Origin of the sequence: Streptomyces sp. R-07, assembly GCF_049913175.1 — a bacterium.
Taxonomy (GTDB): Bacteria; Actinomycetota; Actinomycetes; order Streptomycetales; family Streptomycetaceae; genus Streptomyces.
Genome location: NZ_CP183978.1, coordinates 7,762,795 through 7,776,971, shown reverse-complemented (window position 1 = coordinate 7,776,971; position 14,177 = coordinate 7,762,795). Strand labels below are relative to the sequence as shown.

Annotated in this window: 11 protein-coding genes; 4 read left to right on the top strand and 7 right to left on the bottom strand. The window is 71.1% G+C overall.

The genetic code is table 11. The features are described 5' to 3' along the window. Positions 1 to 497: 497 nt before the first annotated feature. From ACN9M0_RS35440 to ACN9M0_RS35425, 4 genes are all read right to left on the bottom strand, one after another. Positions 498 to 2,894: a SpoIIE family protein phosphatase gene (locus ACN9M0_RS35440; protein WP_426405374.1), complete on the bottom strand. Its 2,397-nt coding sequence runs from the start codon at positions 2,892 to 2,894 to the stop codon at positions 498 to 500. A 443-nt stretch (positions 2,895 to 3,337) separates the two neighbouring features. Beyond that, the gene (locus tag ACN9M0_RS35435; protein WP_366039333.1) at positions 3,338 to 3,466 is read right to left on the bottom strand and encodes a hypothetical protein; all 129 of its coding nucleotides are present in this window, start codon (positions 3,464 to 3,466) and stop codon (positions 3,338 to 3,340) included. After that, positions 3,448 to 5,682 (bottom strand): hypothetical protein, encoded by a 2,235-nt coding sequence (locus ACN9M0_RS35430; RefSeq protein ID WP_426404922.1) that lies wholly within the window; start codon positions 5,680 to 5,682, stop codon positions 3,448 to 3,450. Before ACN9M0_RS35430 ends, ACN9M0_RS35435 begins: the two co-directional genes overlap by 19 nt. Then, positions 5,679 to 6,509: a hypothetical protein gene (locus ACN9M0_RS35425; RefSeq protein ID WP_366039331.1), complete on the bottom strand. Its 831-nt coding sequence runs from the start codon at positions 6,507 to 6,509 to the stop codon at positions 5,679 to 5,681. The genes ACN9M0_RS35430 and ACN9M0_RS35425 overlap by 4 nt, the downstream gene beginning before the upstream one ends. 368 nt (positions 6,510 to 6,877) lie before the next feature. Here ACN9M0_RS35425 and ACN9M0_RS35420 point away from each other — a divergent pair, with 368 nt between their 5' ends. From ACN9M0_RS35420 to ACN9M0_RS35405, 4 genes are all read left to right on the top strand, one after another. Further along, entirely contained in the window at positions 6,878 to 7,762 is an 885-nt protein-coding gene (locus tag ACN9M0_RS35420; protein WP_426404921.1) for an alpha/beta hydrolase, read from the top strand. A gap of 228 nt (positions 7,763 to 7,990) precedes the next feature. Continuing rightward, a complete protein-coding gene (locus tag ACN9M0_RS35415) occupies positions 7,991 to 8,725 on the top strand; it encodes a D-Ala-D-Ala carboxypeptidase family metallohydrolase (protein WP_366039329.1) in 735 nt (244 codons plus the stop codon). 187 nt (positions 8,726 to 8,912) lie between these two features. Next, positions 8,913 to 10,664 (top strand): glycoside hydrolase domain-containing protein, encoded by a 1,752-nt coding sequence (locus ACN9M0_RS35410; RefSeq protein ID WP_426404920.1) that lies wholly within the window; start codon positions 8,913 to 8,915, stop codon positions 10,662 to 10,664. A 446-nt stretch (positions 10,665 to 11,110) separates the two neighbouring features. Further along, a complete protein-coding gene (locus ACN9M0_RS35405; protein ID WP_426404919.1) occupies positions 11,111 to 11,446 on the top strand; it encodes a hypothetical protein in 336 nt (111 codons plus the stop codon). A gap of 20 nt (positions 11,447 to 11,466) precedes the next feature. Here ACN9M0_RS35405 and ACN9M0_RS35400 read toward each other — a convergent pair whose 3' ends face one another. The 3 genes from ACN9M0_RS35400 to ACN9M0_RS35390 all read right to left on the bottom strand — a co-directional run bounded on the left by ACN9M0_RS35400 (position 11,467) and on the right by ACN9M0_RS35390 (position 14,171). Further along, on the bottom strand, positions 11,467 to 12,519 hold the full coding sequence (locus ACN9M0_RS35400) for a polyprenyl synthetase family protein (RefSeq protein ID WP_366039371.1): 1,053 nt from the start codon (positions 12,517 to 12,519) through the stop codon (positions 11,467 to 11,469). Positions 12,520 to 12,638: 119 nt separating this feature from the next. Then, positions 12,639 to 13,790, bottom strand: a complete 1,152-nt coding sequence (locus tag ACN9M0_RS35395; protein WP_426404918.1) for a tetratricopeptide repeat protein — start codon at positions 13,788 to 13,790, stop codon at positions 12,639 to 12,641. A gap of 147 nt (positions 13,791 to 13,937) precedes the next feature. After that, positions 13,938 to 14,171, bottom strand: a complete 234-nt coding sequence (locus tag ACN9M0_RS35390; protein WP_426405406.1) for a hypothetical protein — start codon at positions 14,169 to 14,171, stop codon at positions 13,938 to 13,940. Positions 14,172 to 14,177: the final 6 nt, after the last annotated feature.

Genomic DNA, 14,177 nt, shown 5'->3' with positions numbered 1-14,177 from the left:
GAGAGGCCGTGAGCTCCCAGGCCGCTCAGCCTTGAGCCAACCGTCCTCTCCCGATCCGGCGGTGTCTCGCGAGGGAGGAACTCGCTCACGCCAGTGACGGTGGGCAGCAGAAGCCGGTTGTCGCCGATCTCGGGTCACCGCGTGGCCCCATACGATCCGGCGTTGAACGCTCCCGTCACGCTCCACGCTGCCGCAACGCCACCGCTCCCCCTCTCCGTCCTTCGACCCTGGTGCGCGGACGACGTTGCTGCACTGGTTCAGGCCCACCAGGACCCCGTTCTGCGGCGTTGGACCAGCTCTCCCCTGGAGAGTGCGGACGACGGGCCTGCGGTGGATGCGAGCTCAAGAGCAGCGCTGGGCGACACGGGGGCCGGTTCGGCTTCGCCGTACTCGAGCAGGCGCTTGATGCGGCACCGCCCCGGATCCGGGCAGGGGCGATCGGCCGATGGGAGCGGCACCGGGATCCGAGCCACCCGTGGGAGGGCGGCGCGCGGCCGTCAAGCCACGGGCAAGGCCTGCTCCGCCCAGATCGTCTTCCCTGCCGGCATGTAGCGCGTCCCCCAGTGCTCGGTGAGCTGGGCGACCATGAACAGTCCACGTCCGCCCTCCTCGTCGCTGCCGGCGTAACGGGCATGCGGTGAGGTGTGCTGCGAGTCGGAGACCTCACATATGAGAGAACGGTCCCGGATCAACCGCAGACCGATCGGGCCGGAGGCGTGGCGGATCGCGTTGGTGACCAGTTCACTGACCACCAGTTCCGTGGTGAAGACCAGATCGTCCAGTCCCCACCGCCCAAGCTGTTCCGCGGCCATCGCACGTGCGCCCGCGACGAGCGCGGGGTCCGAGGGCAGCTCCCAGGTCGCCACCTGACGTGACCCCAGCACACGGGTGCGCACGACGAGCAGCGTCGCGTCGTCCTGCACCCGGTCCGATGCCAGCTCCGCGACGATCTGTGCGCACAATCGGTCGGACGACGATCCCCGCTGCTCGCCGAGTACCGCCGCCAACCGGTCCAACCCCACATCGATGTCCTTCCCCCGGGCCTCCACGAGGCCGTCGGTGAACAGGACGACCAGACTTCCCTCGGCGAGCTCCACTTCCGCGCCCTCGTAGGGAAGCCGTCCCACACCCAGAGCAGGCCCCGGCGGCAGACGAAGGAAGCTGACGGGGCCGTGCGGCTGCACCACAGCCGGCGGCAGGTGTCCCGCCGCCGCCCAGGTGCTCGTCCGGGAGGCCGGGTCGTAGATCCCGTAGACGCACGTCGCTCCGACGGCGCCACTGTCGTCTGCGCCTTTCCCGTCCTGGTCCGACGCGTCCTTGCCGACTTGATCGTTCAGCCGGGCCAGGAGTTCGTCGGGTGCGAGGTCCAGCTCGGCCAGGGTACGCACCATCGCGCGCAAGCGCCCCATGGTGGCAGCGGCCCCGAGTCCGTGACCGACCACGTCCCCCACGACGAGTCCGACACGTGCCCCTGAAAGCGGAATGACGTCGAACCAGTCTCCGCCGGCGCCGAGGTGGCTGTCGGCCGGCAGGTAGCGGCTCGCCGCCTCGACCGCACTCAGCTCGGGCAGCGATCGTGGCAGCAGGCTGCGCTGGAGCATGAACGCGGCGGTGCGCTCCCGGCGGTACCGCCGGGCGTTGTCGATGCATACGGCGGTCCGCGACGCCAGCTCCTCGGCCACTGCCCGATCGCCGTTGTCGAAGGGTTCCGAGTCGTCGCCCCGCACGTAGGTGACGAGGCCCAATGGCGTCTCCCGCACCACCAGCGGGACGTAGAGCCGCGTCGGCGCGACCACGGCGTCCGTGGTCGACCGGCCCCTCGCCAGGCTCTCGGCCTGCGACGATCCGGCAGCGTACGCAACCCGCCGGGCCACCCGGGAGGGTTCCCCGTCGGAATCCGCCACGCGTACGAGGTCCCATGCCGTGACGGGCTTCGGTTCCTCTCCCTCGAGCACTTCTGCCACCACGTCGACAAGCAAGGCGTCGGCGTACTGCGGCACGGCGATCTTGGCGAGCTCCGCTGCCGTTTCGGACGGGTCCAGCGTCGACCCGATCCGCGCGCCGGCCTCCGCGAGGAGCGCGAGGCGCTGCTGCGCACGGTAGTGCTCGGTGACGTCGATGGACTGTTCGCACACGCCCACCGGCTCTCCCCGGCCGTCCAGCAGTCGGAAATAGGACGAGGACCAGACGTGCTCACGCCGCGGGTCGGCCGGAGAGCGCCCCCGGAAATGCACGTCGATGACCGGCTCACCGGTCTCGAGTATCTGTTGGATGAGGTCCTCCGGCGGCTCCAGATGCTGGGTGGTGAGGACATCTCCGGGAAAGAGTTCGGTCATGGAGCGGCCGAGCAATCCTGTGAGGTCGCCGCCGAGCTCCCGGACGCTGGATGCGTTGGCCCACAAGAGGCGCGCGTCGGGACCGTAGATGGTGAGTGTCACCGGCGACTGGGTTACGAGCCCTTGCAACATCGCCTGTCGGGTCTCCCACCAGCGAAGCCTCTCCAGCTCAGCCGCCATGAGGACGGCGGAGGGGGCCTGGCCGGAGGAGACCCCGACGGAGGCGGGGGTCAGGGGATGCAGAGTCACTGCCACCCGTACGGTGCCTCCGCTACGGTGGCGCACGTCCACGACGGCACTGCGTGTCCCATCGAGCCGCAGCCGCTGATCCGACCGCGGCTCTTCCGATCTGTCGCGATCGCCGTGCGAGGGTGCGATCAGGTCCACCGCCCGGCGTCCCAGTACCTGTGAAGCCGGATATCCCAGGAGGGCCTCGGCCTCACGACTCCACCCGACGAGCACTCCGTCCGCGGCGAGCAGGGCGAAGGCGGCCGGGGGCGGGCTGAGGTGCCCCCCTTCGTCCGCCCCGGCAGAAGGAATGAACGGTAGCCCTTCCATGCCCCCATCATCCTTCCGAGCGGTCGCGACCGCAGTGCGCTCGAGCCCACCGAACACCGCGCGCACCCGGATCCTCACCGTTCTCGGACCAGCACGCTCCGAGCAGCGTCGGACAAGGCGTGAGCAGCGATGTCATGTCGGGGCTGCCGCTGAGCTGGACGGTATGGGCGACGAGCTCGGTCGCGACGCCTCGTGAAGAGCCTCGTTCCGCGTCCCGCCGTCGTTCGGTGAGCATGCCCCACCTACGAGTGAGCCGATTCGTGATCTGATGCGGTCAGACCGAGCCGCTGTCGAATCCCCACTCGGGTGGCCCGATGAGCGCTCCGCACGCCCCCGCGCCGTTGCCCTCGCCCACGTCGGAACCGGAGCCGGAGCCCCGACACGCCGGATGGCTGGAACTCTTCTTCGATCTGGTCTTCGTCGCCGCGCCCGCCGCCGCGTCGTCATACGGCGGCGATCTGGGCAAGGGGGAGGGTGCGGTCGAAGACCTTGCCGGGGTCGATGCGGCCGGTGAGGACGCGGTCGATGACCACGAGGCCGAGGCGCGCCAGGATCAGAACTGCTCGTCCCACGTGGTGACGGCGACCTCCACGTCGTAGCGGCCGTCGTCCACGTCTATCCGGAGAAAGCCGCGTAGCCGACCGGGTGAGATCCGTTCCGTGACGGTGAATCGGTCGAAGGACTCCAGCGCGGCGAAGGGTGGCAGCGTTTCTCGGCCGATGTCGTCGTGGCCCACGTCGTCGAGCTCTTTGACCATGAACTCGATGTCCCTGCGGTAGGGAAGGAACTCGGGGACCCATTGGTTGAGGTCGCGGATGGCGTCCTGCTCGAAGTCGCCGATGGTGTCGTTGTCGATGTACGCGGTCTGGACGCCGTCCGTCGTGATGCCGAGCTCGATGTCGTCGGCGCCCCATCCGCCGGTTTCTGTGGTGCAGGTCAGCCGTGGTGCGCCGCGGCCGGCGCCGAGGACGAGGGTCACGTCGACGGTGGCGGTGACGACGAACTCCAGCTCTCGTTGGGACGGTTGATCCCATCGGGTGACCTGGACGTAGAGCCGGTCGCCCGTGGAGAGAGAGGCCTCGAGGCCGGCCAGCGGACCGCCGCTGGACTGCGCCAGCAGCTGCCAGGTGCCGCTCGGTGACTCGCGGACCAGCGAGGCGGCGAAGGACGCTTGACCGACTCTGCGCCAGACCGTGATGTGGGCGTGCAGCGGGGAGTCGAGGGGGATGGTCGGGCCGTCCAGGCGGAACCACTTGGTGTCCGAGTCCTCCCAGTCCGTGTCCTCGAAGTCGGTGTTGAGGAGCTGACCCACCGGGAACGATTCGGGGACGCCCTCGCCGTACGGGAGTTGGATCGCGTCCCATGGACCGACGCCCTGGTGGCGGTGGGCCCGGAACACGAACCAGTCTCGTTCCGACGTACGCGACGTGGGGAACACCTTGACCAGGAAGGGCGGGGCGGGGATGACGTACTTGTCGCCGCGCCGGGGGTCGGACTCGTCGTGGTACTGGCGGCGCGGCCTCGACAGGTCGGTGTCGAGGTAGACCTCGTAGGCGATCCCGTCGCCGGCCTGGCTGAGGCGGAGGTCGTACGTGCCCGCCACGTCGAAGCGGAACCACATCGCCTGGCCGTCGGACAGCCACTCGGGGCTGCTGTCGAACTGTGGCGTGTTCGGCACCGCCAGCGCCGTTGCCGGGGTGGAGTGCGGGCGGGGCCGGGTCAGCTCCACGCGCAGGGGGCGATGGTCGCTGAGGTAACTCACCTCGGGGTGGCCGGGCGGGACGTTCGCCAGGTCGTAGTCGATCATCACGTGCTGCGCGGCGAGCGAGTTCGTGGTGGCGGCGACGGCGTAGTCGAGGCGCTGTTGGCGGGGCTCGTACACCACCGTGGCCGAGAAGCCCCGGTCGCGCAGTCCCGGCAGGTCGCCGCTGCACTGTCGGCGGCCCCACAGGTCGGCGGCGCGGTCCGTGAGCAGCCGACCCGAGGAGTCGTGGAAGTAGCTCCGCCACTCCCCGTCCGGGTCGGCCTTCGCGTCGGGCTCGCCGACGATGTTGAGGTCGCCCAGGAAGAAGACCTCGCCGTCGAAGAGGCCCGGACCGGCGCATGTCCCGATGAAACGCTCGACGTCCGCGATCTGATGGGAGCGGGTGCCGCGATTCTCCTCCGGGGTGTGCGAGTCGGCCTGGGTGTGGCTCAGGAAGAAGTGGTAGACCTGCGCCGGCGCGCGCTCGATGCGTGCGTATGCGATGCCCTTGGCCGCGTGCCGGTCGTCGCTCACGGCATTCCGGTAGGGCAGGAAATTCACCGCCGGCACCACGGCCGGGACGGGGTAGCCCAGGAGCGCGGAGACCTCGACCACCGTCACGTCAAGTCCGCCGGTGCCGAGTTGCGCGAACGGCCACCTGCTGAAGAGCATCAGACCGCTGTCCTCCAGCCGCCAGGCGCCTCCGACGTCCGGGATCCCGAACAGTGCGCACTGGGCGTACCGGCCGCAGGTCTGCCGGGCACCGGCCTCCTCGACCTGGAGGTAGTCCCAGTCGCACTTGGTGACGACGTGCGGGAAGCGGGGGCGGAGCCGGTCACGGAGGATCTCGCGAGCGTCCTCGTCGAACACCTCGCAGAGGCCGACCACGTCGTAGTCGAACGGGCTGCCCAGGATGTTGTCGGCGATGAACCCGGCCCGTTCGGCGGCAGTGTCCACCGGCGGGATGCTCGGCGGGATCCCGACCTCCATCGCCCAGGACCGCAGCTGTGTGTTGTACGACAGGATGCGCAGGCTCTCGCTCATGACACCGCCAATCCGCTCAGCCGGGTGAACTCCGGTCCGGGCAGGGCCCTGGGAATGCCGACCAGTCGTTCGGTCACCACCCAGCTGCCGCCGCCGTCGGCCGACCAGCGGGTGACCTGGGCGGCACCGGCGTCGGCGACCAGGACGGTCGCACCGTCCATGGCCGCGGCGATGGGGGCGATCAACTCGTCCGCGCCGTCGATCAGCACGCTCATCGAGGCGTCCGGGTGCAACTGCAGGACCGACCTCGTGGCGAGCTCGGTCACCAGGGCGCCTCCGGTGCCCCAGCGGACGGCGTAGGGCCTGGCCGACCCGGCGGGCAGCGGCAGCTCGGTCCAGTTGCGACCGGTCAGGCCGTCGAACCGGACCAAGCGGCGGGCGGCCGGGTCGGCGACCACGATGCGTCCCACGTCGTCGACCGTGACCCCGGTCGGCGCGAGGAACTCATCCGGTGCGGCCGTGCCGGGTGAGCCGTAGCTCTCCCAGGTCGGAGCGTCGACGTCGGACGCCCGTACGATGCGGTGGTTGCCGGTGTCGGCGATGAGGACGGCGCCGGTCGCGTCGACGGCCACCGCCGTCGGGCCGTTCAGCGGTCCGACCTGGGTGGCCGACGGATCGAGGACCTCCCCCTGTGAGCCGTCGGGCTCCATGACCATGACCACTGAACCGACGCGGTCCGCGAAGACGAGGCGGCCGTCGGCAGTCAGTGCCAGGCCGGCGGGCACAGGGGGTGTGGCGACCGGGGGAAGCCGGGTCTCCCAACCGCCGCCGTCGAGACCGGCCAGCTCCACGATCGCGTGCTGCCGCTCGTCGCTGAGGTAGATCATCGCTGCCCCTTGATCGGTGCGCAGCGGACGATTTCAGCATCGCACGGGGGTGCAGCCGGCGCAGCCGGGGCCCGCCCGGCGACGGCGACGGCGACGGCGACGGCGCGACGGCGACGGCGCATCAGCCGGGCGTGAGCGAGCGTCGGCGCACCGCTCCGAGCGACGGACGCGGTGGACGCGTACTGGAGGCCCCAATGAGTGAGCCAGTTACGGCTGTTCGCCAGATCGAGCGCTCAGTCTGCGGCATCCTTCAGCGGGAGGCCGTCTCGGAAGTACTGCGAGTCCAGCCACTCCTCCTTTACGAAGAGCGGAAGCACAGGGCGTGCTTCCCCGACCCGCAGGAGACCGAACACATGGGAGAGGTCCGCATGACCACGCGTACTCGACAGGAACTCGCCGTCCCCGTACGAGGAGGCGACCTCGCCGTGACCCGCTGGCCCGGCGAAGGGCCCGCGGTCATCGCCCTGCACGGCATCACGGGCAACAGCCTGTCCTTCGGCGCCGTCGCCGAGCAGCTCGACGACATCGATCTGTACGCCCCGGACCTGCGCGGCCGGGCCGGCAGCGCAGGTCTGCCGGCTCCCTACGGCATCCCCGCCCACGTCGAGGACGTCCTCGCCGTCCTCGATCACCTGGGCCTGCGTCAGGCGCTGCTCGTCGGCCACTCCCTGGGGGCCTTCACCACCGCGGTGGCCGCCGCGCGGCACCCGGACCGCTTCCCGCGCGTGGTCCTCGTCGACGGTGGCCTCGGATTCCCGATTCCGGGCGGCGCGGACATCGACGAGGTGATCGAGTCGGTCATCGGCCCGGCGATGCGCCGGCTCAGGATGACCTTCCCGGACGGCGACGCGTACCGCGCGCTCTTCCGTGAGCACCCGGCCTTCACGGCCCACTGGGGCCCGCACATCCAGGCGTACGTGGACCGCGACCTGGCCGGCGAGCCTCCGGAGATGCGCAGCAGCTGTGTCCTGGACGCGATCCGTGCCGACGGCGCGGGCCCCATCGGCGACCCCGAGACGCTGGCCGCCATCCACCGGCCGGAGGTGCGCGGCACCATGCTGTGGGCGGAGCGAGGAGTGATGGACGAGCCTCAGGGGCTCTACGACGAGGGGCGTCTGGCCGCTGGCGGCCTCTCCCCGGACCGGATCACCACCCGCCGGGTCGACGACACCAACCACTACACGGTCCTGTTCGCGGAGAACGCGACGGCAGCCATCGCGGAGGCGGTGCGCGCGGAGTTGAAGCTGATGTAGCACCGGACCCGATGCGACACACCGGGCCGAGCGTGCGTCCGATTCTGCGGAACGGCGCCGTCCGGGCCCGGTGTGCGACCGGCGTCACCACGGCCGTCGACCTGCAGAAGGGTTGTTCCGAAGGTCTGGTCCTGTGGCGGATGGTGATGGTGTGGACACGTACCGCTAGCACGCATCACACTCGCCTCAGCCCCTCGACGGGGAATTCAGAACTAGGACGGAGACGCGATGCTTCGGCGCACGATCCAACTCACCCTCTCACTTGTCATGGTCATGATGGCAACGCTGGGCGGGATGCTGGCCACGGCCGGATCCGCCCAGGCCGACGAGTGCTACACCTGGGGCCGCACCCTGTCCGAGGGCATGTCGGGCTCCGACGTGACGCAGCTGCAGATCCGCGTGGCCGGACACGCGGCGTACGGCGAGGTCATCGCCATCGACGGCGCCTTCGGCCCGGCCACGAAGGCCGCGGTGACCCGATTCCAGCAGGCGTACGGTCTGCCCGCGGACGGCATCGCGGGTTCCCAGACGTTCAGCAAGATCTACGCCCTGCAGGACCCTGACTGCACCCCCGTCCACTTCACCTACGCCGAACTGAACAAGTGCAACTCCGACTGGTCCGGCGGCGCGGTCAGCGCCACGACGGCCAAGTCCAACGCCCTGCGGACGATGTGGAAGCTGGAGGCCATGCGACACGCCCTGGGTGACGTGCCGCTGACCGTGACCAGCGGATTCCGCTCGTACGCCTGCAACAGCGCGGTCGGCGGCGCCTCGAACAGTCGGCACCTGTACGGTGACGCCGCCGACCTGACCGGCAGCCCGTCGCTGTGCACGCTGGCCCAGCGGGCCCGCTACCACGGCTTCGGCGGCATCTTCGGCCCCGGCTACCCCGACCACGACGACCACACCCACGTGGACGGACGCACCAGCCGATCCTGGTCCGCGCCCAACTGCGGCGTCTGACCCGTACGTACGACACGGACAGCGGGCTCTCCCCCGGACCGGCTCCGGCCCTGGGGAGAGCCCGCACCGCCCGCGAAGCGCGCTGCCGACAAGGCTCCGGCCCTCCGGCCGGGCATCACTCATCCCTGCCCCGAGCAGACCTGCCCCACCGCTCTCTCCCCTCCCCGCATCGAGTAGGAGTGCCCTGATGTCCTCCCGCAACCCCTGGCGCGTTCGTGCCGGAACGGCCACGCTGGCGGTGCTCGCCGGTATCGGGGCGCTCGCCGCACCCGGATCCGCCACGGCTGCCTCCCCGCCCGGGGCCGGCCGACAGACCGTCAGCTACCACGGCTACCGCATCGAGGTCCCCGCCGACTGGCAGGTCGTCGATCTGGCCGAAAGTCCTCAGGCCTGCCTCCGGTTCGACAGACCCGCCGTCTACCTGGGCGAGCCCGCCGAGCAGAGCGACTGCCCCTCACACCTCGTGGGCCGTACGGCAGGCATCGTCGTGGAGCCCCTCACCGCGCGCTCCGCCGGACAGGCGACGGCGGCGACCGCACGGACCCCACGCGGCAAGGCCACCGCTCCGACCGCCGTGTCCAGCAACGACACCATCCAGATCGCGGTCGAGGACGCCGGTGTACTCGTCACCGCCGCCCACACCCCGGCGACCGAGAATCTGGTGCGGGACGTCCTGGCCTCGGCCGAACTCACCCCGGGTGCCAGGCGCACCGAGCTGCCCCGCGCGGCCCACCGGCCCGACGCCACTCCCCTGACCGCGGCCGGGCCGCAACCCGGCAGCTACCTGGGCAGGGGCCTCGACACCTGCGCCGCGCCCTCCCAGACCGCCATGAACGCCTGGCAGGCCGGCTCACCGTACAGCGCGGTCGGCGTCTACATCAGCGGCTCCTTCCGCGGCTGTGCGCAGCCGAATCTGACCGCGAGCTGGGTGACCAGCCAGACCGGCAACGGCTGGCGGCTGATCCCCATCGACGTCGGCCGCCAGGCCCCGTGCACGAGCTTCTCGCTGAAGATGTCCACCGACCCCGCCACGGCCAAGTCCCAGGGCGTCGCAGCGGCGGCCGCCGCCCTCACCGCCGCGGCGAACCTCGGCATCCCCGCGGGCAGCGCCGTCTACAGCGACATCGAGGGATACACCTCCACGGCCTCCTGCAAGGCGGCCGTGCTGTCGTACCTGTCCGGCTGGACCGAGCGGCTGCACAGCGGCGGCTATCTGTCGGGCTTCTACTCCAGCGCGTCCTCCGGCATCAAGGACGCCGCGAGCGAGTACGGCAACAGCGCCTACACGCGGGTCGACGACATCTTCTACGCCTGGTGGAACGGCGCCGCCGACACCAACACCGGTTCCTACGTTCCGTCCACCTACTGGGCCGGGCACCAGCGCATCCACCAGTACGCGGGCAACGTCACCGAGTCCTACGGCGGCTACTCGATCAACATCGACCGCGACTACCTGGACGTGGGCACCGGCACACCGCCCGCGCCCGACTGCGCGGGGACGAACCTCGACTTCACCACGTACCCCACCGTCCAGGGCGGATCGACCGGCGACCAGGTCAAGGCCGCCCAGTGCCTGCTCAAAGCCGCCGGATACGACCCCGGCACCCCGGACGGTACGTTCGGCGCCTCCACGACCACCGCCACCAAGAACTTCCAGAGCGGCACAGGGCTCACCGCGGACGGAGTGATCGGTCCGAAGACCTGGACCGCCCTGCTGTCCCGCGGATCCACCCCCACCGTCCAGAGCGGCTCGACGGGGGAAGCCGTCACCCGACTCCAGCGTGCCCTGACCGCCGCGCTCGGCCGGACGGTGGCCGTCGACGGCGCCTTCGGGCCGGGCACCGACCAGGCCGTGCGCGACTACCAGTCCTCACGCACTCTGACGGTCGACGGCATCGTCGGCTCCGGCACCTGGGGCGCCCTCCAGTCGGGAAGGTGAGGAAGACCTGATGAGCCCACTCGGGGCTGCCGTCGGAACCGCGACGACGGCCTCCGGCCCGCGGACGGGCCTGTTGACCGTACGAGGCCGGCACCAGTACGAGCGGAGTGACGGTCAACACCTCAGCGAGCGGGATGTTCAGGGTGAAGCTCTTCCGTACGAAGACCGATGTGCGGCTTGTGAACCTGGCAGCTTGCTCAAGCGTCTCTGGCTCATCGAGCAGCACACGGTCACTCTCCTGGGCGTTCCGGTGCCCGGCCTGCCGCCACCTGCCGACCAGACCCTGCTCGCCCCAAGGACGGTGGTCGGCGCCCTCTTCTTCCATCGCCGGGCACGTCACGACCGGGCAGCTCCTCTCCACCGTCCTGTGCCGTGCGCTCGCCGAGCCCGGGGTGTGGCCGCGCACCGCCCATGACGAGGGCTTAGCCAGGGCGTGGGTCGAGGACGTGCTGCGGCGCGAGCTACCCGTCGCCTCGTGGCGCCGGGTCACCGCACCCCCGCTGGAGCTGTGCGGCGGTGCGGAACTCCCCGCCGGTGCCGAGCTGCTGCTGATGCTGATGCTGATGGGCAGCGGCTCGGACCCGGACGTCTTCGCCCCCCCCTGGGCAGATGGTCCCCAGCCGCGCGAACAGCCGCCACCACCTCGCCTTCGGCGTGGGGCGCCACCGCTGCCCGGGCGCGCCCGGCTCGCACCCGATGCGGCGGCGGCGCCCACGCCCGGTCTGCTGTCCTTCCGCACTCCGCTGCGGGTCCCCGTCGTCGAGCCGTCACCGCCGGGGTGATCACCGAGGCGGAACGATGATCACCTGGTCCGGTCGAGCACGTACGTGAACAGCCTGTCCAATTGCCGTGCGGCGGTGTGTGTGAGGGGCGCGTCACGCAGCGCGCGGCTGGCGGTGTCCAGGTGCCGGCGCGCTTCGTCGCGGGTCGCGGTCCGCCCGCCCAGCTCCTCCACGAGTGCCGCGACGTGTGCGGCGGCCTCGTGGTCGAGCGGCTGAGGAGGGTCGAGCAGCGCCGCCAGTTCGTGCGCGGCCCTGCCTCCGCCGGCCAGTGCAGCGAGCATCGGGTAGGTCTTCTTGCCCCTGCGCAGGTCGGCGTGGACGGGTTTGCCGGTCACGGCGGGGTCGCCCCAGATGCCGAGGATGTCGTCCACCGCCTGGAAGGCGAGGCCGAGATGGCGGCCCGCCCGTTCGAGCGTGGTCACGGTCCTGTCGGGGGCGCCGCCGAGGACCGCGCCGAGCGCAACGGCGCAGCCCAGCAGGGCGCCTGTCTTGTGTTCGGCCATCGACCGGTACTGCTCCGGTCCGACTGCGCCGGGGCCGTACCACGGACGGTGTTCAAAGCGCAGGTCCTGCGCCTGGCCGGACACCAGCGCGTTCAGGGTCCGGCAGAAGCAGCGGACCGCGGCCGCCGCGTGCCGGCCCGGGGCCTCGGCCAGGGTGGTCACGGCCTGGGCGAGAAGCGCGTCGCCGGCGAGAACGGCAGGGCCGGTCCCGTATGCCTTCCATACCGCAGGCCGCTGCCGGCGCAGGGCGTCGCCGTCCATGATGTCGTCGTGGAGGAGCGAGAAGGTGTGCACGAGTTCGACGGCCACGGCGCCGGGAACGGCCTCCGCGCCGTCAGCCCCGACCGCCTCCGCCCCGAGCACGGCGAGCGCCTGGCGCACTCCCTTGCCCTCGGACCCGCCGGCATCCGGAGTACCGGCCGTGTCGGACCAGCCCAGCGCGTACGCCGCCATCTCACCGGTCCACGGATGGAGGCTGCCCACTGCCTCCACCAGCGCGGGCCGGACGAGTTCACGACAACGCTCCAGGACACGGGTCGGCGCTGCGTCGTGATCGACGTCGTGATCGATCTCGCGATCAATGTCGCGATCAATGTCGCGATCAATGCCGTGATCACGAGAGGAACGCACCGTGGACACGACTGCGGCGCCCGGCGAGCGCACCGGCGAGAACGGTGTCGGGACGGCGCTCACCGCAGGACCTCCACATCGGCGGCCTGAAGCGCCTCGGCCCCGACCGCAGGCAGCACGGGCCGCGCGGCGCCCTGCTCGTGGCCGCCGTGGGCCGGCAGCGGCCCGACCCCCAGTTCGGCCGCTGCCTTGTCCACCATGTCCCGGGCATGCCGCAGCCCGATACGGTCCAGCGTCGAGCGCAGTTCGGCCAAGTCCGCGGCAGTGTGCGCGGCGTCGCGGCCCAGGTGGGCGGAGGCCTTGACCAGCCCCAGTCGCGACAGCGCCGTCCCGCGCGGCTCGTCCATCTCCTGGAACTCCTCAAGTGCCAGCGCGTACATCTCACGGGCCTGCTCGTAGCGACCCGCCCGGTACAGCACGTTGCCGCGCATCTTGTGGTTGTAGGCGAGCGCGCTGGACAGCCGCATCTCCCGGCATGCCTCCTCCGCCTGGGACAGCAGCGACAGGGCGCGCTCCACGTCGGCGTCGCGCACGGACACCACGTCCGCGATGCCGCGCAGCGCCCATGCCCACCCGCGCCGGTCCTCGGCTCGGGACGCCGTGTCGGCCGCCTCCTCGAACAGGGCCAGGGCCTCGTCGTATTCGCCGGTGTTGCGGTGCATCTGGGCGATGCCCTCCAGCGCCCACACCGTGTGCCGGGCCTCGCCTCGGCGGCGGGCCTCGGCAAGCAGTTGCTCGTGCAGCCTCCTCACCGCCGCGTAATCGCCCTGGATGCGCCCGGTCTCGGCGAGCCCCGCCAGCGAGTAGCCGCGCACGACGACGTCACCGCCCCGCTCGCCCGTCTCGGCGGCCAGCCTCAGCAACCGGTACGCCAGCCTGAACGCACCGCGCTGTCGGGCCAGCGTGCCGCCGCTCCACAGAGCCCACGCCATGGCCCCCTCGTGACCGGCCGAACGTGCCGCCCGATAGCTCGCCTTCCACGCCCGGTCGGCCTCCTCGATGCGCCCGAGTCTGCGGCAGGCCTCCGCCACGGCCAGCCCGCAGCGCGCCTCCTCCCACCGGTCCCCGGCGCGCTCCGCCGTCCGCAGCTCCTCCCTGCCCCGGGCCAGCACCTCGGGCAGTGAGGCGTTCACCGACAACGATTCGAGAGCACCCTGGTACTCCGGCGCCGATGCCTTCGCCCGCCTCGTCCTACGCACCTGACCTGCCATCACACCCCTCCTCGTGTCGACTCGACGATCAAGTCGACACGAGGACCAAGACGGCTACCGCGGGCCGGGGTTCCCTCTCGGTCGCGAAGTCCGCCTCCCTACGGACGCGGGATCGTCCTCAAGTGCTACGCGGCCGTCGACGACTCCTCAGCGAGATGTACACCGGGGCTCCCGGACCGGCAGGTCCGGCCAGCACGGGGTGAGGCTCGAACGGCGGACGACCAGTTCCGGCCGGAGCACCACCTGGTCGTGGCGGTGGTCGTCCGCCTGGTCGCCGGTCTCCTCCAGGAGCAGCTCGGCCGCTCGCGTGCCCAGGGTGACGGCCGACCGCGACCGGCCGATCGCGAACCCGTGCAGCAAGGACACCCGGATCCAGGGCATCCACAA

Coding starts and splice junctions, on each gene's coding strand:
- ACN9M0_RS35390 (WP_426405406.1), bottom strand. CDS start 14,171: ATGCCCTGGATCCGGGTGTCCTTGCTGCACGGGTTCGCGATCGGCCGG.
- ACN9M0_RS35415 (WP_366039329.1), top strand. CDS start 7,991: ATGCTTCGGCGCACGATCCAACTCACCCTCTCACTTGTCATGGTCATG.
- ACN9M0_RS35440 (WP_426405374.1), bottom strand. CDS start 2,894: ATGGAAGGGCTACCGTTCATTCCTTCTGCCGGGGCGGACGAAGGGGGG.
- ACN9M0_RS35425 (WP_366039331.1), bottom strand. CDS start 6,509: ATGATCTACCTCAGCGACGAGCGGCAGCACGCGATCGTGGAGCTGGCC.
- ACN9M0_RS35410 (WP_426404920.1), top strand. CDS start 8,913: ATGTCCTCCCGCAACCCCTGGCGCGTTCGTGCCGGAACGGCCACGCTG.
- ACN9M0_RS35430 (WP_426404922.1), bottom strand. CDS start 5,682: ATGAGCGAGAGCCTGCGCATCCTGTCGTACAACACACAGCTGCGGTCC.
- ACN9M0_RS35420 (WP_426404921.1), top strand. CDS start 6,878: ATGACCACGCGTACTCGACAGGAACTCGCCGTCCCCGTACGAGGAGGC.
- ACN9M0_RS35395 (WP_426404918.1), bottom strand. CDS start 13,790: ATGGCAGGTCAGGTGCGTAGGACGAGGCGGGCGAAGGCATCGGCGCCG.